Origin of the sequence: Chitinophaga pendula (genome assembly GCF_020386615.1) — a bacterium.
Taxonomy (GTDB): domain Bacteria; phylum Bacteroidota; class Bacteroidia; order Chitinophagales; family Chitinophagaceae; genus Chitinophaga; species Chitinophaga pendula.
The window spans coordinates 1,663,801-1,687,639 of record NZ_CP077769.1; the positions used below are offsets into that span (position 1 = coordinate 1,663,801).

A 23,839-nucleotide genomic window follows, 5' to 3' on the forward strand; every position below is an offset into this window, starting at 1 on the left:
TACGCTATTGCAAACTTATATGTTTAGATCCTACTTAGCTACTTTGTTACTATTATGTGTGGTACGCGTGCTTTTTGCACAGGAGAAGTCATGGCAGCAAATAGATACCGCCAGACAAAAAATAGATAGCACCACCCGGCAGTTATCCCAATTGCCCGATAAATACTTCTCCCAGGTCTCCAACAAAACAGATAAACTACAAAAACAACTGACCAGGAGAACCGATAAAGCATTGTCCCGATTTCTCAAACAGGAACAACGCCTCCAGCAAAAATTAGGGAAGATCGACTCCGTAGCAGCTAAAAATATCTTTACCCGCTCCATCGACTCCCTGGGCAATATGAAAGCCCGCCTCAAAGGCAAATTACCCGGCCTTGCCGGTAAAGTCGCTGACGTATCCGGAGGATCCGGATATCTCGACACCCTACAGAACTCCTTCTCCTTCCTCAAAGATTCTAAAGCACTGATAGGCAAATCGAAAGCCCTGCAGGACAAACTCAGCGGCTCCCTTAAAAGTGTAAAAGACCTGCAATCAAAACTGCAATACGCCGAGCAGGTCAAAGCTTTTATCCGGGAACGCCGCCAGCAGCTTAAAACACAATTGGCACAGTACACCGTTCTGACAAAAGACCTGCAAAAGATCAACAAAGAGGCTTATTACTATATGCAACAGGTCAATGAGTATAAAAGCCTCCTGAAAGATCGTAAAAAGGCAGAAGCCAAAGCAATGGAGCTGCTCCGCAAAACACCTGCATTCAATGACTTCATGCAGCGCAATTCCCAATGGGCAGGCTTCCTGAACCTCCCCGGCGGAAGCAATAGCGCTAACCTGGCTCAAAGCCTCGAAGGCCTCCAGACCCGTAACCAGGTCGAACAACTCATTCAACAACGCATAGGCAGCGGCGGCCCCAACGCCCGACAGGCCATCAGCCAGCAAATGGATGCCGCCCGCGCCCAATTCGACGAACTAAAAAGCAAATTCCCCGACCTGGACAACGCCGGAGACATGCCCAATTTCAAACCCAATGAAATGAAATCCAAAAGTTTCCTGCAACGTCTGGAATTCGGTGGCAATATCCAATTCCAAAAATCCAGCAAATACTTCCCAACCACCAGCGACATCGCAGGCCAGGTAGCCTACAAATTCAGCAAGAATGGTAGCATCGGCCTCGGCGCCTCCTACCGCCTCGGTATGGGAACCGGCTGGAATGATATCCGCTTCTCCCACCAGGGCCTCGGACTACGCTCGTTCGCCGACTATAAACTGAAAGGCACTTTCTTCGTCAACGGCGGCTTCGAACAAAACTATAATAGCCAATACTTTAATACCAACCAGCTGACTCGTGTCGATAACTGGCAGGGAAGCGCCCTCCTCGGTGTCAGCAAAAAATATAAGATCAGCAGCAAACTCAAAGGAAATATCATGCTGCTGTACGACTTCCTGCATAACCAGCATACACCTCGTACAGAACCCCTCAAACTACGTATGGGTTATACCTTCTGATCACTTAATTATACCTATATTAATATGAAGCTATTCATTACTGCCAGGCTAACCATCGCTTGCATGGCGATCGCTTGTGCCCTGAAAGCACAAGATGCATCCGTCTTTAAATACCAGGATACAAAGCAGATATCAGACATTAACAACCTGACGGGAAATGGGGTGTTTGGCATTTTGCATCCGGGTGAACACACTTCCACACTATTACAGTACAACAGCAGCTACCCATCCTCCACCGGGCTTTTCCAAATGGAAACATTTTTTAATGGAGATATCCGCTTCCGAAGCAAAATAGACAATATGCAATGGTCCGCCTGGAAAACAATATGGACCACCCAGAACTTCAATGCTGACGACTACATGACGCGTAAGCTGGATGTTTGGAACACCGATGCCGCGAAAAAAGAACGTTTTTTCTTTGCCACCAATGGAACCACCTATTTTAAAGGATATGGCAGCACTCCTTTTGACTGGTGGGGCGAAAACGGCTCCCTTATGAAAATGTCCGGCAACGGAAATATAGGCTTAGGCACCGATCCATCGCAGGAGAAACTGAACGTAGCAGGGCCCATCAGAAGTGGAATAATGAGCTTCGGCTCCACAGGAGATGAATATGTAGCTGTTTCCGCAAAAAATATACTAAACGTAGGATATGACAGACATGGTTCAATACTGATTGGCAGTAACCTGTTCCTGGATAATGGCACCCTATACACCGCTAAAAGTCACCCCACAATGTCAGGAGCAGCCATCGCAATTCCAGGCAACGGACACGAATTCCAGGGCAGCGTTATCTTCTATACCAAGCCACCATCCCCGGCCACAGAAGGACAGACATATACGAAAGGCCCTGCTATGATCATCACCGCCACCGGAGACCTTGCTATCGGTACCAACAACACCTTCGGTTACAAACTGGCCGTAGCCGGCAACACAATCACCGAAAGCCTGAAAGTGAAAAAGGTTATCAACTGGCCAGATTATGTATTCCATGACAACTACCAGTTGCCTTCACTACAGTCTGTCGCAGACTTTATCACGGTCAACAAACATCTGCCTGAAATACCTCCCGCTACTGAAATGGAAACAAAAGGAATGGATGTCGCAGAGATCAATAAACAACTGCTAAAAAAAGTAGAAGAGCTTACCCTGTATCTGATAGAACAGGATAAACAGATAAAAGCACTACAGGCCCACAGCAAAAGAATGGAAGATATACTACAGAAAATGTCGGATAATCATATTAGATAAGACTGCATTCCATGGCCTACCGCTCCTTCAGTTTACCTAAATTCATTTTAAAAGTCTGTCCCACAGGAAGCTCGGTCCCGTCCAGCTCAATATGCCTGGCAAATACAGCATTCACCTTGTCCGCCGCTACAATGTAGGACTTATGGATACGGATAAAGCGCTCGGGCGGTAGCTGCTTTTCCATCTCCGCAGTCGTCGCATTAACGATCAGGCACTTCTCGCCGGTAAATACTTTCACATAGTTACCCATACTCTGTACATAACAGATCTCATCCAGAGATACGGTCGTCCTGCTATTCCCTGTTTTAAGCGATAAGGTAGTAGCGGCATTATTGGCAGAGGGCTTATCCGATAGGATGATCTTATTGACTGCCTTCAGAAAACGCGGAAAACTGATCGGCTTCAGCAGGAAGTCTACCACATCATATTCATAACTCTCCAGCGCAAACTCACTGTAAGCAGTGGTCAGTATCACCTGGGGCTTATTGATCAATGTCTTTAACAGATCCAACCCACTCAGTTCCGGCATATTGATGTCAAGTAAAAGAATGTCTACTTGTTTGCCATGCAGAAAGTTCGCTGCTTCAAGGGCATTATAACAGTTACCGGCCAATGTCAGCGCCTGCACTTTGGCAATATGGGCTTCCAGCACATAGTGTGCGCCTGGTTCATCATCTACTATTAAACAGGTTAATTTACTCATGGCCATTCAGTACTAAACTTAAAGTGGTATAATATACTTTGTTCTCTTCGTAAGCATGCAACTGGTGCTTGCCCGGATACATCAGCGCAAGACGCTGCTTTACATTGTTAAGCCCCACACCCATCGAAGAAACCAATTCCTTATGTTCGGGGATAGAGTTACTTATTTTAAAGGTCAGGGTCTGTCCCCTTACCGTCAGTTCCACCTTGATGAAAGACTCCCGCATACTGGCCGGGCCGTATTTAAAGGCATTCTCCACAAAACCGATCAGGATCAGCGGCGCAATATACAGACCGTCCTCATTCCCTCTCTTTTTAAAGTGTACACGGCAACGTTGCTTTACACGCGCACGCTCCAGGTGAATATAATTACGGATAAACTGCAGCTCATCCACCAGGTGCACCCGCTGCTTCAACGAACTCTCCAGCTGGTAACGCATCAGCTCCGAAATACTGAGTATCAACCCCGGCGTCTTACCCGGGTAGCGCAAACTCACTCCGTAGAGGTTATTAAGCGTGTTGAAAAAGAAATGAGGATTCAGCTGGCTTTGCAGATACTGGATCTCTTTCTCCCGCATCAATAATGAGTTCTTCAGTTCTATATTCTGTACGGTCGCCTGCCTGTGCAGAAACCAGATACCAATGCCGACAAACAAACATACAATGCAGAACACCAGGTCGTCAAACCAAAGCGTGTCCATCTCTATCCGGAAAATATCAACCCGTAACCGGTTCGTCAATAACGTTGCTAACCCCAGCCACAAGCTTAATAACAACGCATAACGCCAATACTGCTGTTTCTCCGTATAAATAGGGAGGAGATAAGCATTATGCAGTACAGTCATAATATAGACCAATACCAGTGAGCTGGCATGGTGCAGGTGATAGGTCCTGGAATTTTCAAATGGCTCATACTGCTTGGTAATCAAAAAACTTACCGCCAGTATCAATAACAGGAACAACACATTCGTCAACCACCTGTTAGATAAAAATTGCTTCATACATCCGCTTCATATTTCCGGACGGAAAGTTACAAGCAAATGCCGGAATGGCAGGGAAATTTCTGATGTATGAGATTCATCATTTGCCACCAGAGTTTGATCACTTTGATTTGAAAGACCACAAAAGAAGCTGAAATTTTGTATCCGTTTTAAACGGAAAACTTAAACCATGCAACTGATTCTTACTGTAGCATTCCTGTTATTCTTTTCCTTGTCAGGTGCCGCACAGACAAGACCCGCCATTATGGGCAGGGTCACCGACGACGCCGGCAATCCATTACCAGGTGCCACCATTATGCTCAAACACGCAAAAGATACCCAATTGGTCAAGGCGACCCTCTCCGATACCGCCGGCCATTTCCGACTGGAAACTCCTCCCGCCGGCAAGTATCTCCTGCAAACCAGTTTCATCACCTACCGAACCCGGTATCTTCCGCTGACCCTACCCGGCAACGGACAACATACCTCCCTGCTCATCAGCCTCCTCCCGGCCGATAAACACCTGCAGGGCGTCACCATCAAAGGCAGAAAACCCGGCATCAGCATCGATCCGGGGAAAACAACCGTCAACGTTGCACAAAGTACCGTCGCCCAAAGCCAGTCCGCCTTCGAATTACTGAAAGACATCCCGGGTGTCACCATTAGTAAAGATGGAGAAATTAGCGTCCGGGGCAAAAAAGGAGTGACCGTCATGCTCGATGGAGAACTGGTCAATATGAGCGCCAGCCAGCTTAAAAATCTTCTGAAATCAACGCCCGGTACTACCATCCAGCAAATAGAAGTACTCAACAACCCACCGGCAAGCATGGATGCCGCCGGTAATGCCGGCGTCCTCAATATCGTATTCAAGAAAAAGACCGGGAAAGGACTCAATGGAACCATTACTTCAGGTATTGGCTGGGGACAGTATGCCAAAACAGACCATACCTTGGCCCTGAACTATGGTACCGATAAATGGAACTTCACAGGCTCCTACGCCTTCTCCTTTGATCGCTCCTGGTACCAGGACAGCACACGTCGCGACCTCTCCGAAAATGGAAAACCCTATTTTATGGAACAGGTACAGCGTTTCCCCGAACGACTCACCTCCCATACCGCCCGAATAGGCATCGACAGGTTCCTGGGAGAAAAACATACCGTCAGCCTCCAGGTAGCGATGGAGAAAAATGCCGTGCCCTATAGCGCACCGGGAATGACCCGCTTTTTCGGCGAAAAAGGGATCGTCGACTCCACTACCAGCCAGGTCAACAACTCCCTCAACCCCCAAACCAACATCACAGGCTCCCTGCAGTATAAGTGGAAAGTGAAAGAGGGACGTAACTTCTCCGCCTCCCTGCATACCGCCCGCCTCCGAACAAATACAGAAGACCTGTATACCATCGAAAACAAGGATAGCAAAGGCCAACTGACCCGCCCCGTTAATAGCTTCCGCAACCGCTACCCGGGAAGCATGGACCTCTATACCTTCCGTAGCGACTACGTACAGGAAATAAAGATCGGTAACCAGAAAGCCGGAAAGTGGGAAACCGGTATCAAAGGCAGCACCGCCGCTACCCGCTACGAACAGATCACCGATGACAAAAAAGGGACACAATGGATCAAAAACCCCCGCCAGAGCAACCGCTTCCGGTTCCGGGAAGATATCCTCGCCGCCTACGCCTCCGGTGAACTCACCGTCAAAAAATGGGAACTGATGGCTGGCCTGCGCACCGAATACACTAATACCACCGGCGACTCCGCCAGCGATCGTAAACTGGTACAGCGCAACTATTGGTCCCTGTTCCCCAATGTCAGAATAGGATACAAAGCCAGTGATAACTATAAGATCTCATTGGCCTATAACCGCCGCATCGAACGCCCGGACTATCAAGCCATGAACCCTGCCGTACGCGTATGGGACCCGTACACCGTAGAAACAGGTAACCCATACCTGAGACCGCAGTTCTCCAACGATATCAGCCTGTCGCAGCAGTTCTTTAAATATGTCGACCTCGTCGCAGGATACAACCTCGTCACCGACGCAATCCTGTTCGTAGTGACCCGCCCGGATGGAGCACTACAGGCCGTTAACACCAACGTCAACGCCGCACGCCAGCACAACTACTACGCCTCCTTGTCGTTCCCACTACCTTTACCCGACTGGTGGCAGAACTACAATAGCGTGTATATCAACATCGCTAAGTACAACACCCAGCTCATCGGACAACATTTCGACGAAAAAGCAGTGTCCTTCGGCTTTAGCGTCAACAACAGCATCTCCCTGCCGGCAGACCTGACCCTCGAATTCAATGGCTGGTACACCGGCAGCGGGCTGTACGGCAATATGCGGTACAAACCTATGGCAGAGGTCAGCCTCGGTATCAGCAAACAACTATGGAAAGAAAAAGCCAACATAGGCTTCTCCTTATCCGATATTTTCTATAACAATATCTACCGGGCAGAGATCGCCGGTAAAGAAACACCCATGTATTTCCAAAGCAAATACGAATCGCGGGTGGCCAAATTCACATTCACCTGGCGCTTTGGCCAAAAAAAGGCGCCTAAAGATGAACCGGCAGAAGAAAAAGAAGAAGAGGAAGGAAGACTTCCCAAAGGTAGCCGCCAAGGACCCAAACCTGGAGGTTTTTAGTCCATATAACCACTTCACCCTTGTTTGTTAGTCTAGTGTTTAGCTTAAATACATTCGCTCTGAATGTATAAAAGTAAAATTAAGCGCCGCAATTCCTTGCGGCGCATCTCTTTCTCCCTAACACCCGCTTTCCCCCGGAAATGCCGCCAAAACCAACTAAAACGGGCATCCGGATAGTTTATCCGCGTTGTCAAAGCGCTATTCGCCTGTTCATTTTGTTCATTTTGGCCTTAGAAGCCCTTGTGATTTTGTCCGCACAAGTATTCACGCTATTTTCGTATTACTCTAAAGTTGGCATAGGTTATGAACCGGCACTGAGATTTCAATCTATAGTGCCTTTTTTTTACTAATCCTTTCCAACTATACAATACCCCACTAAAGACTTTATACAATAAAAAAGGAACGCTTTAAGCGTTCCTTTTTTATTAAACAATAATCTTTAAACTAGCGCAATATCAACTCCTCAAATCCCCGGTCTACCACTACCTTTACCACACCTACCGCATAGTTACGGGCATTCAGCTTATATACCTTACCATCCAGCACATACTCCTTCGGCTCAAAAGGAAGCCCGTGTACCATCACCCGATGCTTCTTGTAAGAAGCATCATACCGCCCAAAATACTTTTTCTTCAACAGGAACTGCTGCTTATTACTCACCTGCTTGAACCGGATAATGTTATACTGGTTGTTCTTATAACCATAATGATCGCCCGCATCCTCATACAACACACTGGATACCGACTCCTCACTGTAATAGACATTCAGGAACATCTCCTCTATATTACGCTGCTCAGTATGCTGTATCTTCGGATATTGAGGTAATACCGCCCCCGCCTTCACAAATAATGGCATCTCATCCAGCGGCGTAGCGATCTTGATTGTCTGTCCTCCCATATACACCTTGTCGTTAAAGAAATAATACCATTGCCCCTTAGGCAGATATACTTCCTTCTCCTTCATACCAGCCTCATTCACATGACTGATCAGCAACGAATCGCCCAACATGAACTCATGCGTGAGATTATGCGTATTGGCATCCAACTGATCCACAAATGCCAGCGGCCGTAACATCGGCGTACCATAAGCACTATACTGCCAGAAAGTAGTATACAGGTAGGGGAGGAGATGATAACGTAATTGGATGAACTTTTTAATGATAAACTCATACTTGCTGCCGAAACTCCAAGGCTCCTGGTTAAATCCGGTCTCGTTACTGGCCGAATGCGTCCGCATCAATGGATGGAACACCGCCAGCTGTATCCAACGGGTATACAACTCCCCGTCAGGCTCCCCTATAAAACCACCAATGTCACTGCCCGCAAAAGAAATTCCAGACACAGACAATCGCTGACACTGTACCGACGCCAGCCATAAATGCTCCCAGTTGGAAACATTATCACCCGTCCATACCGACGACCAACGCTGCGAACCCGAATAACAAGATCGCGTGATCACAAACGGCCGGTTCGGCATCAGGTACTTCCGCATCCCCGCAGATGTCGCCTTACTCATTAAATGTCCGTAAATATTATGCGCCTTCCGGTGACTTACCTGCTCCCCGTCATAATCATGCCGCACATCCTCCGGAAAACTACCCATCTCAAAGACCGCCGGTTCGTTCATATCATTCCATACCCCGCGTACACCTTTATCTACCAGACTCTTGAACAACCCGGCCCACCATTCCCGTACCTCCGGGTTCGTAAAGTCAGGAAATACACACTTTCCGGGCCATACATCCCCCTCCATCAACGCACCGTCCGCACGCTTACAGAAATAATCCTTCGCCGTACCCTCCTGGTATATCTTATAATCAGGATCTACCTTAATACCTGGATCAATGATCACCACCACTTTAAAACCCTGGTCCCCCAGATCTTTGATCAACCCCTCCGGATCAGGAAAGTTCTGCTTACTCCACGTAAAACAACGATACCCTTCCATATAATCAATATCCAGATGGATCACATCACAGGGGATCTCCCGCTTGCGAAACTCCGCAGCAATCTCCCGTACCCGCGTATCCGGATAATAACTCCATCGGCATTGCTGATAACCCAATGCCCACATCGGCGGCAACTCCGCCGTGCCGGTAATCCGCGTATACGACGCCGCTACTTCCAGCAACTCCGGCCCATAGATGAAATAATAGTTCATCTCACCACCACGGGCCCAGAAACTATTCACATCATCCCGCTCCTTGCCAAAATCAAAAATGGTCCGGAACGTATTGTCAAAGAAAATACCATAGGCAATACCCTGATGCAAACCGTAATAAAAAGGAATATTACGGTACAAAGGGTCCGTATCCTTCTGATAACCATAGGCATCAGTACCGTAGTTCTCTACCCGCTTACCTCTCAGGTTCAGATCAGTCGGCTTGTCCCCAAGACCGTAAAAACACTCCCCGTCCTGTATCAGCTTACTACAATACACAATCTTACCGCCCTTCTGCAGGTAATATTGCCAGTGAAAACCCATCTCATCCTGATTGATGATCTTCCCTTCCAAGTCAGTGATCGTCAGCCGCAGATTGTCACGGGCGATAAATACCTTCACCGCCGCCGTATAGATCTCAAATACCTCCTCAAACTCACGAATACCAAAATCTACCGGCGACTCCTCCAGCCGGTCACTGGTCGCATACGAAAAGTCCCGCTGGAACTTACCGTCCGCAGCATACCGGAAACGAATGATCTTATCCGAAATCACCCTTACCTCCAATATCGTCTCCGTCGTATAAAAACAGAAACAGTTACCTTCCTTTTTCCAGTCCTTGACAGTATCGGGATAATGTTTGATCGAATATTTTCCTGACGAGGTAGTTACTTGCATAATTCACATTTACTTGATGGCCATAGTGCGCTCCGTCATGCCAGTCCACAGATGCAGGCGTGCTTTGATCTGTTACACCGGCATCCGCTTTCCCGGGTCATACCGGTCCTTCGGCGGCCAAGTTAATAAAAATTGTTTGATAGCTACTGTTGGCGATGACGGCAGTTTTTATAGCTTTTACCGCTTATATTCATCGGTTAACAAAAAACTACCGGAAATATATATTTTACTTGTTAACTTCAATAATACTTTTTGCTTTAACCTATTTTTTACGGGGCTATACCTTTCCAGGAAGCCCCTTTTTATTACCTGCGATCTCCCGCACTATCCGCTACTACCTTCGCAATACGGCCCCCCTGACCCGCCAGGTATACCACCCGCCCATGCAAAGCCCGCTGTGCCACATGATACCCCGCTCTGCTAATATTACGCCAATCTTTTCCGCCGTTCAGCGAAATATCCGTACCCCCCGGACCCGTCGCCAGCAACCGGTGAGCATCTATATATACGACAGCAGAACGATAGCCGTAAGGCGTCCCCACCGGCAACTCCCACCGACGTCCCCCATTCATCGTCAACGCACAGTTACCTTGCCGTACCGTATCCTTCATATAATCACCGCCTACGGCAATGCCCTTACGTTTATCATAAAATGCCAGGGAAAATACACCCGTACTGGCCTCGCCCTGTACCACCGGCAGCTTGTAACTCACCGTATGCTTCCGGCCCAATACAAAAAAACGCGACACCGTACCGCCAGTCGCAAAATAAATAGTACCATCTGGCCATAAACGAATACCACTGCCACTAGCCGCAAATAGCGCCTCCCCTTGCTCCGCAACTGGCCCGTCCACCGGCCTCCAATGCTGCCCACCATCGTTCGTACGCAACATAAAGAAACGGCCTCCCATAGGATCGCCTATGATCACCCCGTCCCGCTCATTGGCAAAATCCATCCCGTCCAGGAAAATACCGGGCGCATCATTAAAATAAACCCGCTGCCAGCTGATACCGCCGTCAGCAGTGGCATAAATATGCGCAGGCGCTCCCGCATTCACCACAATAGCCTTCTGATCGCTGAAAGCCGATATATCACGCCAGTCGCAACTGTCACAACCAGCCACCCGCTGCCAGCTCCAATTTTTACCTCCGTCCGTACTACGACCAACCATACCCTCCGTCCCCGATACCCATACCACCTGGTCAGATACCACACTCATCCCGCGGATACTCTGAATAGGTCCCTTCACCAACGACTGTATCTCCGGCAAAACACCCCCTCCCTGCGCAGCCACCCGCGCCGGAAAAATACTTGCACCTGCGAAGGTCAATAACAATAAAAAGCCGCGTACATCACGGGCCATAGACAACAAAAACAGTTTTGTAGACATAAACATATTAGCTGAATATCGGGTAATAACAAACTCATATCTTCATATGAGCATAACTGACATAGACCCGCGACCCTTATCATCTTATTGTCTTTCAATGCAGATGACCCGCCGCCGGATACAGCAAGAAAAATACAAAATCATTAGAAAGTGTGGAGCAGATTTATATATTTGCAATCAGCCTTTTAACCTGCTGTCATAATAACCAAACATCGAAGTGCATCAACCGGTCCAGATAAATACGCTATTCCTGATACTCTTGTGCTTACTTGCCGGCACTGGATTATATGCACAAGATAAGCCCTACATATTCGATGCCTATGGCGTCAACGAAGGCCTTTCCCAAAGCAGCGTACATGATATCATCCAGGACAATCAGGGGTTCATGTGGATGGCTACCCGCGATGGCGTCAACCGCTTCGATGGATACGTATTCAATGAATATCGCTATAAACCCGCCGTCAGAGAAAAGAACGGAGAAGGCAAAGGCGACCTCGTACCCCGCGCCGGCAGCGGCGGCAAAGCCGTCATTAACCGCTTCGACCTCAAAGGATATAAAGGATACACCTTCTATACCACCTCCAAACAACAACTGCTGCTCGCCAACAACAATGGCATCAGCCTCTATGATAAATACCGCAACAGCTTCCGTCAGGTACTCGACGATCCCTCCTGGATCAACGAACAGGAAAGAGATGCCATGTCCAAATTCTCCATCCTGGGAGAAGATACCGCCGCACAGCAACTCTGGGTATGGCGACCCATGAAAGGTCTCTATGTCTTGGATAACAACACCTGGAAAGTAAAACGTATCATCCTCTATCCGCCCGCCATCTCCCGCAAAGGCATATACCCCCAATGCGTACTCAAAGATGGCGATAACATATGGCTCAACTTCGAACAGGGAGAACTCATGGCCATGAACATACACTCCCTCCGCCTCACCAGCTACTGTCTGCCAGGTATCACCGGCGATCCCGTCATGCGTAACCTGAACCACGACTCCCTGGTCATCGTAGGCAACGGCCATATCGTAATGTTCAATAAAAGACTCAACCAGTTCTCGGACCTGGAATTCGATATCAATAACGACCTGGGTGAACCCTTCACCCCCTATACCACGGAACTGGACCACGCAGGCAACGTATGGATAGGTGGCAACGATGGGGTACTTATCTATAACATCCGCCAAAACGAGATCATTAAACACATCGTCAGCTTCAACACCTTCGAAACCAGGTCCCTCAATAACGTACTCTCCCTCTACCGCGACGCAGCAGACAATATGTGGGTAGGCACCGATGGCGATGGCGTAAAGAAATATGCACCGCATAAAAAAGTCTTCAATCTCTACCGATCCCCCTACATCACACATAATATGGTCAAAGCCATCTATCGGCACGATAATGGCAAACTGTATGTCGGCCTCCTTCAGGATGGCCTCGATATATATGGAGAAGGAGGGAAGTTCGTAGAACGCATATCCAACGAACAAACACCAGGCAAATTCCCCGATAACACACTCAGCGCCATCTGCCGCGAAGACTACCAACGCCTCTGGTTCTACTTCCGTACCAGCCACCTCGGCCTCTTCAACGTCCAGACCAAAGAATTCAAAGATATCACCCCCACCATCCACGAACTGGGCCTCCCTCACCAGGAAAACCCCTTCGCTTTCCTGTGCAAACGCACCAATGGCGACCTGTACTTTAACTATGGCTGCTACCTGCTCCTACTATCCCAGCCAGGCCGGGAATACAAAACAGCCATCGTACACCAGTTCCCGGGAGAGATACTGACCAGCTATTTCGAAGACTTCATGGGCAACCAATACGTAGGTACCAAAGCCAACCTGTACTGCAAACACGCAGGAGGCTCCACCTGGAAACAAATCGCACTGCCCGCAGGTACCAACGTCCGCTCCATCAACAAAAACGCACATAAACAACTACTGCTCGGCACCTCCCGCGGATTATTCATCTTCGACGAAGCCATGCGGCTTATCAAACACTACAACAGCTACGATTACCCCTCACTCATTAACGATCATATCTACGGCGTACTACTCGACGATAAAGACCGCATCTGGATCAGCCACAACAAAGGCCTGTCCCAGATCAACCCCGTCTCCGACGAGATCGCTACTTATAATCATGAAGATGGCCTTCAATCCAATGAATTTACTACCGGCGCCTACTTTAAATCCCTCGACGGAGAACTGTTCTTCGGCGGCATAAGAGGCGTCAATGGTTTCTATCCCAAAAACTTCCGCAACAACCCGTTCGAACCGCATGTCGTGATCAAAAGAATGGAAGTACTGGACAAACCCTACGAATCCGATACCACCATCTCCCTGCTCAAACGGGTCGTTCTGCCATATAATCATAATACCATCGCCATCGAATTCGTACCGCTGGAATATACCAACCCGCTGAAAAACAAGGTACAATACAAACTCGAAGGCGCCGATGAAGATTGGGTACAGGCAGGCACCTTCCGCATGGCCAGGTATACTAACCTCCGCCCGGGCAACTATACCTTCAACGTCCGCGCCTCCAACAACGATGATATCTGGAACAAGAACCCGACCGTACTGGAGATCGTCATCCAAATACCCTTCTGGCAATCCCTCTGGTTCCGATTCCTCCTCCTGCTGCTCCTGTTGGGCATCGCCTACTATTTTAGTACCCTCTACCTGGATTATAAGATCCGCCACGAAAAACTGAAATTGGAAAAAGAACAGGCCGTAGACCAGGAAAGAGCCCGCATCTCCAGCGATATGCACGACGACCTGGGATCCGGCCTCTCCACCATCCGCCTCCTCAGCGAGATCGCCAAAAGAAAGATACAAGACCCCTCACAAACCAGGGAAATTGAACGTATATCAGAATCCGCAGGCGAACTGGTCGATAAAATGAGCGAAATCATTTGGGCCATGAACTCCTCTAATGACTCCCTCGAAAACCTGATCGCATACATGCGCAGCTTCGCAGCCGATTTCCTGGAACACGCGCATATCACCCACCAGTTTAACATCCCGGAAACAATTCCCAATATAAAACTCAGCGGCGGCACCCGCCGGAATATCTACCTGGCCGTCAAAGAATCACTGCACAACGTTATGAAACATGCCAAAGCCACCGAAGTAACTATCACCATAGAAGTCAAAAAGAATATGACCATCGTCATCAAAGACAATGGAAAAGGCTTCGACCAGGAAAAAGTAAGGCTATTCGGCAACGGTCTGAAAAATATTCAGAAGCGCATGCAGGCCGTAGGTGGGCATGCAGATATTACTTCACAGAATGGAACGATAGTTTTTCTAGATATACCGTTAAATTAATATAAATTTGTTTTTAATAACATTTAAGTGTTATAACTCTAAAGAAATGACTGTATACTCTAAAAAGAAATCTCAGGATAACATGGATATCATCTCTGTGGCAATTGTGGAAGACAACCATGATATCCGTACAGCCATGGAACTGTTGATAAATGGATCGGAAGGTTATGCTTGTATTGGTACTTTCAACAACGCAGAAACAGCGCTGGAACAAATACCACAACTCATGCCTAACGTGGCACTTATGGACTTCAATCTTCCTGGTGGAATGAACGGCATTGAATGCATCGCCCGGCTCAAAGCCGAATTCCCGGATATGCAATTCATGATGCTCACCGTATATGAAGACGATGATAAGATATTTCAGGCCCTTGAAGCTGGCGCCAGCGGATATATCCTCAAAAAAACCTCCCCAGGAGAACTCCTGGAAGCCATCCGCGATCTCCACGAAGGCGGCTCCCCCATGAGCTCCCAAATCGCCAGAAGGGTAGTGGCCTACTTCCAAAAACAGGCAAAACCAAACCCTGCCCTCGAAGCACTCACCTCCCGCGAAAAAGAGATCCTCGATCAGCTATCCAAAGGATTCCTCTATAAAGAGATCGCCAGCAACCTCTTTATCAGCATAGAGACCGTAAGAAGACACGTACATAACATCTACGAAAAATTGCACGTAAGAAGCCGCACAGACGCAGTTAATAAATATTATAATCGCTAAATACCCGCCTCCTCACGATAGATAGGCGCGAAAGGTGAATCAGGAATGATCTATGCCATCCGGCACATCCCAGATTCACCTTTCCCGTTATAAAACTTTCCGTAAAAAGGCTAAGATACCACAGCTCGCTTCCGCAACCGCAGCCGAGCCGCATTCTTGCGGATCAGATGCACCGTTAACACCATCGATGCAATAAGTAAACATGCCAGTTTGAATAGTAAACCCGTTTTCATAGGAACAGCATTTAAAAAGTGTTAGCAAATGACTAACGCATCATCTGCCAGGAATCAAATTTTTTTACTAATTCAGTCAATCGGGAAGAAAAACGACTCATAGATACTTGCTCACTCCTCACCAGATACAACATCCAGCCGGCAAAAGCAAGTACGGACAACAGTGGTAATAGGAATAGTATTTGCATAGGAATAGGTTTTTTGCTGTCGTATATACTTGGCTGTAAATATAATTATATTTATCATATAAAGTATTATTCACATAATTTTTTTCTTGATAATATGAAAAGCTGGTAAACCCCTAAAATCTCCCATTCCTGTAGTTCACCTCCACCTCTCCCATAGCTCAGGTATATCATTCCTATAGTCTACGTATAGCACTCCTATATCCCGCGCTTTTACACCGATCTCAGCCCCCACGGAGGCCCGCACTCACATTTACAGGCCGTGCCCTCCGGAAAAACACCCAAATACCTGCTCCGCAATCCCCTGATTACCAAAAAATAAAGCATAGTGTATAACTTATACTTGGGATGATTCCTTTAATCCATTATTTTTGCCAGCAATCAGATTTTGCTAAAAGTTTTAGTAAGCGTGCACCAGCCGCCATTCCGACCCCTCCGGAACACCGGAATCCGGGAAACCAGGGCTTTTGTAACAAAAGAAATTGTTCTATAATAGATTATGGCAAATACAGATAATACGGACAAAAAGGACCTTTTCGCAGCCTATACCGAAGACTCCATCCGGTCACTCGACTGGAGAGAACATATCCGGCTAAGACCTGGTATGTATATCGGTAAACTGGGAGATGGCTCCAGCATGGATGATGGTATCTATATACTGCTCAAAGAGGTGGCAGACAACTGTATCGATGAGCATACCATGGGCTTTGGTAAACAAATAGATATCAAAGTGTCAGAACATAGCGTAACCATCCGCGACTTCGGCCGTGGAATACCCCTGGGAAAAGTAGTCGACGTAGTGAGCAAGATCAACACAGGCGCTAAATACGACTCCAAAGCTTTCCAGAAATCAGTAGGCCTCAACGGAGTGGGTACCAAAGCTGTAAATGCCCTCTCCAGCTACTTTAAAGTACAATCCATACGCGATGGCAGAGCAAAAGTAGCCGAATTCGAAAGAGGTGTTCTCGTAAAAGAACATAAAGAAACCTCTACCACCGACGTAAATGGTACCCTCGTAACATTCACTCCCGATGATACCGTCTTCAAAAATTACCGGTACATCCCCGAATTCCTAGAGAAACAGATCTGGAACTACTGCTTCCTCAACGCCGGCCTTACCATCAACTTCAATGGTAAAAAATACATATCCAAAAACGGCCTGCTGGATCTCCTCCAACGACAAACCACCGCGGAAGACCTCCGGTATCCCATCATCCACCTCAAAGGGGAAGATATCGAAGTCGCCATCACACACGAAAATCAATACGGAGAAGAATACTACTCCTTCGTAAATGGTCAACATACCACCCAGGGCGGTACACACCTCGGCGCCTTCAGAGAAGCCTTCGTGAAAACCATCCGCGAATTCTATAAAAAAGATTACGATGCCACCGATATCCGCGCTTCCATCTGCGCCGCTATCGCCATCCGCGTACAAGAACCCGTATTCGAATCCCAGACCAAAACCAAACTGGGCTCCGTAACCATGTTCGAAGGTGGTCCCTCCGTCAAAGCATTCGTACTCGACTTCCTCGCCAAACACCTCGACGACTACCTGCATAAAAACCCAGCCGTCGCCGAATCACTCAAAAAAAGAATCGAACAGAGCGAAAGAGAACGCAAAGAACTGGCTGGCATCAAAAAACTGGCAAACGAAAGAGCCAAAAAAGCCAACCTCCACAACCGCAAACTGCGCGATTGCCGACTCCACCTCAACGAAGAATATACCGGTAAAGACAAAGAGGAAATGGCCGTAAAAAGCCTCACCAGCACCCTCTTTATCACCGAAGGTGACTCCGCCAGCGGATCCATCACCAAATCCCGTAACGTGGAAACACAGGCCGTATTCAGCCTCCGCGGTAAACCACTCAACAGCTTCGGCCTCACCAAAAAAATAGTATACGAAAACGAAGAGTTCAACCTCCTCCAGCACGCCCTCAACATCGAAGAAGGCCTCGAAGGCCTCCGCTATAACAATATCGTTATAGCCACCGATGCCGACGTAGATGGCATGCACATCCGCCTGCTGCTGCTCACCTTCTTCCTCCAGTTCTTCCCCGACCTGGTAAAGAACGGACACGTATACATCCTCGAAACACCGCTGTTCCGCGTACGCAACAAACAACAAACCATCTACTGCTACAGCGAAGAGGAAAAACAAAAAGCAATCAAAAAATTGGGCAACAAACCCGAAATAACCCGCTTTAAAGGGCTTGGAGAAATATCCCCCGACGAATTCGGCAGATTCATCGGAGAAGATATTAAAATGGATCCCATCATCCTCTCCACAGATATTCATATCCAGAAACTACTGGAATACTACATGGGTAAAAATACCCCGGCTCGTCAGGAATTCATTATCAATAACCTGAAGTACGAAAAAGACCTGACAGAAGAAACAGCAGAGGCCTAAGCGCTCTTCGATCAATGATATGAGTATGGAATTGTTGCATATAGTTTTTGGCGCCGCCTCCAAACCAACCCTGGAAGCCGCTTTTGACCTGGATGAACAGCTGAAAGGCGAGATGCTGCCCTTCGAAGACGATCTCTCCGTAGGCCCCCTATTCATCCTCGACACAAAAGAAGGCCAGGAAAGTCGCTACCGCTGGTGGCAACAACTGGCCGGCATACGCGAACCCGAACCTGCACCAGCACAGGAAAATAATACACCGCCTCCAGTATCAACAGCTCCCGGATCCGCCGAAGATACCGATGCCGCCAGGTGCAAAGCCCTCAAAGCCCGGCTCAAAACAGAACCGGAACTACAGGCCTGGATCTGGGCCGGACAAAATGCCCGCGACGTCTGTGGATACTACTGGCTCGTTAGCCAACTCTACGACTTCGCAGGCCGTATCCATATTATATATCTTAATAACCTGCCATTCCTCAACGAGAAAGGTGCCATATTTTATCCAACCCACCTCCACCAAATACAACCGAGAGAATTCCTCAAAGCCAAAAAACTGGCCCGCGAAGTCTCCCTCGCAGAATTTGAACTGGATGGCGACGAATGGCATCGCCTCATGAACGAAAACGCCGGCATCCGCCAGCTCGAAGGTGGCAAAAAAATAAAAGGAGAATCGGCCGACTTCCACGATAAAGACCTCATTAGCCAATCCGGTAAAGAATTCCAAAAAGCCTCCAAAGTAGTAGGCGCCGTCACCGGTAAACTCAAATACCCGGTTATGGACCAATACCTCGGATGGAGACTCAAAGAACTCATCGCAGATGGCAAACTGGAAAGCAAAGGCGAACTGAAAACAATACGCGACTTCGAAGTGAAATTGCCTGGCGATCCTTCACCGGACAATACAACACCAAATACATCAGCATGATCACCGTGACGCCTTTACAATTATTAGGACAAGACGATAGAGGAAGCAACTTCTCCTGGCTCACAGACCGGACCGGCGAGTTCCTGCTCTGCTACCGCCACGCAGGCTCCAGCAGCGGACAACACTACCACACCGGCGCCAGCGCCAACAAAAACCCGGAAGTGATGTACCTGCTCAACGGACAAGCAACACTACACTGGTGCACACTCAATGACATAACAATACACACCGTCATCGCTACCGCACCAGCCAGAATAGAAGTACCGGCCAATATCTGGCACCAGCTCATCGCGGTCACCGACTGCACCTTCATCGAACTCAATACCGTAGAAGACGTCCGGAACGATTCCATCAGGATATGGAAAGAAGACCTGGAAAAAACACTAATGGCGCGCTAAACAATAGTTAGCACACCACAGCAATAAATTAGTTTATCTCTTATTTTTTTGACGACGGCATATGGACAACGAAAATATATTACCATCTGATGAAGCATTACACAACGTAACACACGTTGGTGGAATGTACGAAAGTTGGTTCCTGGACTACGCTTCCTACGTAATCCTCGAACGTGCAGTTCCCGGCGTAGAAGACGGCCTCAAACCAGTACAACGCCGTATCCTCCACGCCATGAAAGAAATGGACGATGGCCGCTTTAACAAAGTCGCTAACATCATCGGCCAAACCATGCAATACCACCCGCATGGCGACGCCTCCATCAGCGACGCAATCGTTAACCTCGGCCAGAAAGACCTCCTCATCGAAACACAGGGCAACTGGGGCGACGTACGCACCGGCGACGAAGCCGCCGCCGCCAGGTACATCGAGGCCCGCCTCTCCAAATTCGCTCTGGACGTCGCCTACAACAGCAAAACCACCTCCTGGCAACTCAGCTACGATGGCCGCAAAAATGAACCGCTGGCACTCCCCATGAAGTTCCCCCTGCTCATCGCACAAGGCGCCGAAGGAATCGCAGTGGGCCTCTCCACCAAAATATTACCGCACAACTTTATCGAACTGCTCGATGCCTCCATCAAATACCTGCGAGGCAAAAAATTCGAACTCTTCCCCGACTTCGCCACCGGCGGCATGATTGATGTCGCTAACTACAACGATGGCAAAAGAGGGGGCAAAGTAAGAGTAAGAGCGCACATCGAAGAAAAAGATAAAAAGACCCTCATCATCAAAGATGTCCCCTACGGCATCACGACCACCCAACTGATGGAGTCTATCGTTAAAGCCAACGATAACGGTAAGATCAAGATCAAAAAGGTAGTAGACAACACCGCCAAAGACGTAGAAATTGAAGTACAACTCGCTCCTGGAATATCCCCCGATATTACCATCGATGCCCTCTACGCCTTCACCGACTGCGAGATATCCATCTCACCCAACGCCTGCGTTATCGTAGAAGATAAACCGCGATTCCTGTCCGTCTCAGAACTCCTCAGACACTCCACTGATTTCACCAAAGAACTCCTTAAACAAGAGCTCGAAATCAAATTGGCAGAACTGGAAGACAAATGGCACTACACCTCCCTCGAAAAGATCTTCTTCGAAAAACAGATCTATAAAGAACTCGAACAGAAACATAAAGACTGGGAAGCCGTCATAGCCGCCATCGACAAAGGTTTCGCTCCCTACAAAAAGAACCTGAAAAGAGCCATCGCCCGCGAAGACATCGTCAAACTGACCGAAAAACCAGTACGCCGCATCTATCGCCTCGATATCAACGAACTCAACGACCAGATCAAAGGCATAGAAGGAGATATCAAACAGGTGAAACACGACCTGGCCAACCTCGTCGACTATACCGTTAACTACTTCGAAGGCCTGCTCAAAAAATATGGTAAAGGCCGCGAACGCCTCACAGAAATCAAAACCTTCGATACCATCCAGGTACAACAGGTCGCCATCGCCAATACCAAAATATATGTCAACAGAGCCGACGGCTTCATCGGTACATCCCTCAAAAAAGATGAACTGATCGCCGAATGCTCCGACCTCGACAACATCATCGTATTCCGCCGCGATGGTAAAATGATGGTCACCAAAGTAGCCGACAAAACATTCGTAGGAAAAGATATCATCCATGTCGACATCTTCCGCAAAGGCGATGAACGAATGACCTATAACATGATCTACGTAGATGGCAAATCCGGCGTCAGCTACGCCAAACGCTTCAACGTAGTAGGGATCACCCGCGATAAAGAATACGACCTCGCACACAAAGGAGAGAAAAACTCCAAAGTCCACTACTTCTCCGCCAACCCTAACGGCGAGGCCGAAGTAGTAACCATCAAACTAAGCCCTAACTGCGTAGCGAGAAACAAAGAATTCGACCTCTACTTCGAATCCATCTCCATCAAGAACCGTAACTCCATGGGTAACGTAGTCACCAAATACCCCATCCGTGGCGTGAAGTTCAAAGAGAAAGGTGCCTCCACACTGTCCGGCCTGAAAATATGGTACGACGACGCCATCGGTAGGCTCAACACCGAAGAAAGAGGCGTATACATCGGTAGCTTCGAAGGAGAAGACAAAATATTCGTAGCCCACAGAAATGGTACCTACGAACTCACCAACTTCGAACTCACCAACCGCTACGAACCAGATGAAGTAGTATACATCGAGAAATTCAAACCCGAAAAGATAGTCACCGCTATCTACTTCGATGCCGATAAAAAACAGTTCAATGCCAAACGTTTCCGCATAGAAACCCAGACACTGAACAACAAATTCCTCTTCATCAAAGAAGGAACCGGCAACCACCTCGAACTGATCACCACCCACAGCGAACCAATAGTACTCCTGCAAACAGGCAAAAAAAGAAGCCCCGAACAGGAAGAGATCGCTCTCCACGAATTCGTAGAGATCACCGGCTGGAAAGCAGTAGGTACCCGCATCGCAGGAGAAGACTTCATCAGCGTAGAACTCCTCTCCGAAGAGGAAGAAGAACCTAAATCCGATGACAATGGCGTACAGGGCGAACTGTTCTGATCCCCCCGTCCCGTCATAACATAAAAAAGCCCCAGTACACACGTACCGGGGCTTCTTGCTTATAAGAATAAATGACTTACTTGCGTTGCTTCTTATTACCGCCGCCGCCGCTATTCGCCTTCTTTTGCTGCTGCTCCGTCTGCATATCCTCCACCGTCTGTGGCCGCATCAGGTTTTTCCTCCGCTGATCCTGCGGCTGCTGCAACGGAAACTTACCTTGCTTCAACGCATCATGAAATACCTTCTCGATATGCACCCACTTGCCCGCCTGCCATTTGAATCCCTCATAGTCAAGATCAGGTACATACGTGTATGGTTTCCCTGGCTCATTAGTCTCCGATATCAGGTGGTCATACACGATCATATTCATCTCCGCATTGTAACTTAAACTGATCGTCGCATCCTTCTTATACTCCAGGATAAAACGGTTACGCACCGGCTTAGGGACCGTATCCTCCGCAAAACTGAAATAAGGCCCACCAAACACCGGCTTGCCGTTCTTGAATGTCAACATATCCACCAGCTTCTTCTGACTACGGAGATTATTGGCGTCCCAACCAAACAACGTATAGAACTCCTGGTTGAAATAATGTTTGTGCAATATCTTATAATAAAGACAACCATACCAACCCTTATTATCCGCCACCGTATCAGTATTGGCAGAATAATCCGAATTATCCAGCAAAGGGAAAAGCTGAAGGTGCCCGTCAGCCGTATTCAGCTGGATAGCCCCGAAATGCCGGTAAAACCCGTTGTCATTCTCCACCCCCCAGCTGAAAATGCGGAAAGTACTATCCTCCGGATACTGTATGGAAATAGTTCGTAAAGAATCAAATGGGAAGTAGAAGGAACCCCTAGCTTTTAATGCCTTGACCAGGCTGGGTATAAACCGGTCGCATGCCGTCTGCCGGCTATTTTCATCCTTCCCCCGCAGGATAAGGGTACTCCAGTACTGTAAAGAATCCTGCTGCTGGCGCAACTGGACAACAGCCGACGCATCAGGCCGGTTTGCCCGCTGCTGGGCAATCGCCGGTACAAGCGTAATAATAGAAAACAGTAGTAATGACAGTCGTTTGATCATCGATAGCTCCGGTCTGGTTTGAGGTATCCCCCGGCGACAACGCAGCCGCCGGCGTACACATAAAGTACGTAGAATATACAAATTTATTGTAAAAGCCGGGAAAACGCCAGCAAGCTATCACATCGCCGGTCGATCAGGGGATGAGGAAAAGCAGTGTCAGGAAGAGTAGATGGAATAAATACCGTAGTCATACCCAACGTCTTACCAAATTGCATATCACTCAGCGTATTACCCACCATAACAGCCCGCTGGAAATCTATCTCGGCAAAATCACGCTGCGCCTGCATAGCCATCCCCGTCTGAGGCTTGCGGCAGGGGCTGGTACTATCTATATCCGGGCAATAATAGATCCCGTCAATACGCCCGCCTGCTGCCACAATCTCCGCCGTCATATGCTGATGGATATCCTGTAAGCCGCCCGCTGTCAGCAACCCTTTGCCAATACATCGCTGGTTCGTCACCACCACGATCCGTCCAAAGCGCTGCGACAACATAGCCAAAGCCTCCAGCACACCCTCGCTGAACCGGAACATCCCCCAGTCCAGCACATACGACCCTTTGATCTCCTCATTGATCACACCATCTCTGTCCAGGAACAGCGTCCATTGTCGGTCTACCTGCATAATAATTG

16 protein-coding genes are annotated in these 23,839 nt (G+C 48.2%); 9 read left to right on the forward strand and 7 right to left on the reverse strand.

Annotated elements, in window-relative coordinates:
• Positions 1–19: 19 nt before the first annotated feature.
• Positions 20–1,504 (forward strand): apolipoprotein A1/A4/E family protein, encoded by a 1,485-nt coding sequence (locus KTO58_RS06550; protein ID WP_225860094.1) that lies wholly within the window; start codon positions 20–22, stop codon positions 1,502–1,504.
• 24 nt (positions 1,505–1,528) lie between these two features.
• Positions 1,529–2,755: a hypothetical protein gene (locus KTO58_RS06555; RefSeq protein WP_157753153.1), complete on the forward strand. Its 1,227-nt coding sequence runs from the start codon at positions 1,529–1,531 to the stop codon at positions 2,753–2,755.
• A gap of 16 nt (positions 2,756–2,771) precedes the next feature.
• On the opposite strand, the gene KTO58_RS06560 is transcribed toward KTO58_RS06555, so the two are convergent.
• Both KTO58_RS06560 and KTO58_RS06565 read right to left on the reverse strand, forming a co-directional pair.
• Positions 2,772–3,458, reverse strand: coding sequence for a LytR/AlgR family response regulator transcription factor (locus tag KTO58_RS06560; RefSeq protein ID WP_095841681.1), 687 nt, complete (start codon positions 3,456–3,458; stop codon positions 2,772–2,774).
• Positions 3,451–4,458, reverse strand: coding sequence for a sensor histidine kinase (locus KTO58_RS06565; protein ID WP_095840181.1), 1,008 nt, complete (start codon positions 4,456–4,458; stop codon positions 3,451–3,453). The genes KTO58_RS06560 and KTO58_RS06565 overlap by 8 nt, the downstream gene beginning before the upstream one ends.
• Positions 4,459–4,627: 169 nt before the next feature.
• On the opposite strand from KTO58_RS06565, the gene KTO58_RS06570 reads away from it, so the two are divergent.
• Positions 4,628–7,087: a TonB-dependent receptor gene (locus KTO58_RS06570; RefSeq protein WP_095840139.1), complete on the forward strand. Its 2,460-nt coding sequence runs from the start codon at positions 4,628–4,630 to the stop codon at positions 7,085–7,087.
• Between the two features lie 444 nt (positions 7,088–7,531).
• Here the strand turns inward: KTO58_RS06570 and KTO58_RS06575 are convergent, their stop codons facing one another.
• Positions 7,532–9,925 (reverse strand): glycoside hydrolase family 31 protein, encoded by a 2,394-nt coding sequence (locus tag KTO58_RS06575; RefSeq protein ID WP_095840138.1) that lies wholly within the window; start codon positions 9,923–9,925, stop codon positions 7,532–7,534.
• Positions 9,926–10,230: 305 nt separating this feature from the next.
• On the reverse strand, positions 10,231–11,316 hold the full coding sequence (locus KTO58_RS06580; protein ID WP_095840137.1) for a beta propeller repeat protein: 1,086 nt from the start codon (positions 11,314–11,316) through the stop codon (positions 10,231–10,233).
• A 217-nt stretch (positions 11,317–11,533) separates the two neighbouring features.
• Between KTO58_RS06580 and KTO58_RS06585 the strand changes: the two genes are divergently transcribed.
• Together KTO58_RS06585 and KTO58_RS06590 are read left to right on the forward strand one after the other, a co-directional pair.
• Positions 11,534–14,659: a sensor histidine kinase gene (locus tag KTO58_RS06585; protein WP_095840136.1), complete on the forward strand. Its 3,126-nt coding sequence runs from the start codon at positions 11,534–11,536 to the stop codon at positions 14,657–14,659.
• Between the two features lie 46 nt (positions 14,660–14,705).
• Positions 14,706–15,374 carry a response regulator transcription factor gene (locus tag KTO58_RS06590; protein WP_095840135.1) on the forward strand — a complete coding sequence of 223 codons (669 nt, stop codon included), beginning with the start codon at positions 14,706–14,708 and terminating at the stop codon, positions 15,372–15,374.
• A 265-nt stretch (positions 15,375–15,639) separates the two neighbouring features.
• Here the strand turns inward: KTO58_RS06590 and KTO58_RS06595 are convergent, their stop codons facing one another.
• Complete coding sequence (locus tag KTO58_RS06595) at positions 15,640–15,795, reverse strand: hypothetical protein (RefSeq protein ID WP_157753144.1); 156 nt, start codon at positions 15,793–15,795, stop codon at positions 15,640–15,642.
• A gap of 496 nt (positions 15,796–16,291) precedes the next feature.
• On the opposite strand from KTO58_RS06595, the gene KTO58_RS06600 reads away from it, so the two are divergent.
• The 4 genes from KTO58_RS06600 to KTO58_RS06615 all read left to right on the forward strand — a co-directional run bounded on the left by KTO58_RS06600 (position 16,292) and on the right by KTO58_RS06615 (position 22,127).
• On the forward strand, positions 16,292–18,205 hold the full coding sequence (locus KTO58_RS06600) for a DNA topoisomerase IV subunit B (protein ID WP_225860095.1): 1,914 nt from the start codon (positions 16,292–16,294) through the stop codon (positions 18,203–18,205).
• A 25-nt stretch (positions 18,206–18,230) separates the two neighbouring features.
• The gene (locus KTO58_RS06605; protein WP_095841680.1) at positions 18,231–19,127 is read left to right on the forward strand and encodes a DUF1835 domain-containing protein; all 897 of its coding nucleotides are present in this window, start codon (positions 18,231–18,233) and stop codon (positions 19,125–19,127) included.
• Positions 19,124–19,525, forward strand: a complete 402-nt coding sequence (locus tag KTO58_RS06610; RefSeq protein ID WP_095840133.1) for a hypothetical protein — start codon at positions 19,124–19,126, stop codon at positions 19,523–19,525. Before KTO58_RS06605 ends, KTO58_RS06610 begins: the two co-directional genes overlap by 4 nt.
• A gap of 61 nt (positions 19,526–19,586) precedes the next feature.
• On the forward strand, positions 19,587–22,127 hold the full coding sequence (locus tag KTO58_RS06615) for a DNA gyrase/topoisomerase IV subunit A (RefSeq protein WP_095840132.1): 2,541 nt from the start codon (positions 19,587–19,589) through the stop codon (positions 22,125–22,127).
• 76 nt (positions 22,128–22,203) lie between these two features.
• Here KTO58_RS06615 and KTO58_RS06620 read toward each other — a convergent pair whose 3' ends face one another.
• Both KTO58_RS06620 and KTO58_RS06625 read right to left on the reverse strand, forming a co-directional pair.
• Complete coding sequence (locus KTO58_RS06620; protein ID WP_095840131.1) at positions 22,204–23,208, reverse strand: hypothetical protein; 1,005 nt, start codon at positions 23,206–23,208, stop codon at positions 22,204–22,206.
• Between the two features lie 83 nt (positions 23,209–23,291).
• Positions 23,292–23,831, reverse strand: coding sequence for a D-glycero-alpha-D-manno-heptose-1,7-bisphosphate 7-phosphatase (locus tag KTO58_RS06625; RefSeq protein WP_095840130.1), 540 nt, complete (start codon positions 23,829–23,831; stop codon positions 23,292–23,294).
• Positions 23,832–23,839: the final 8 nt, after the last annotated feature.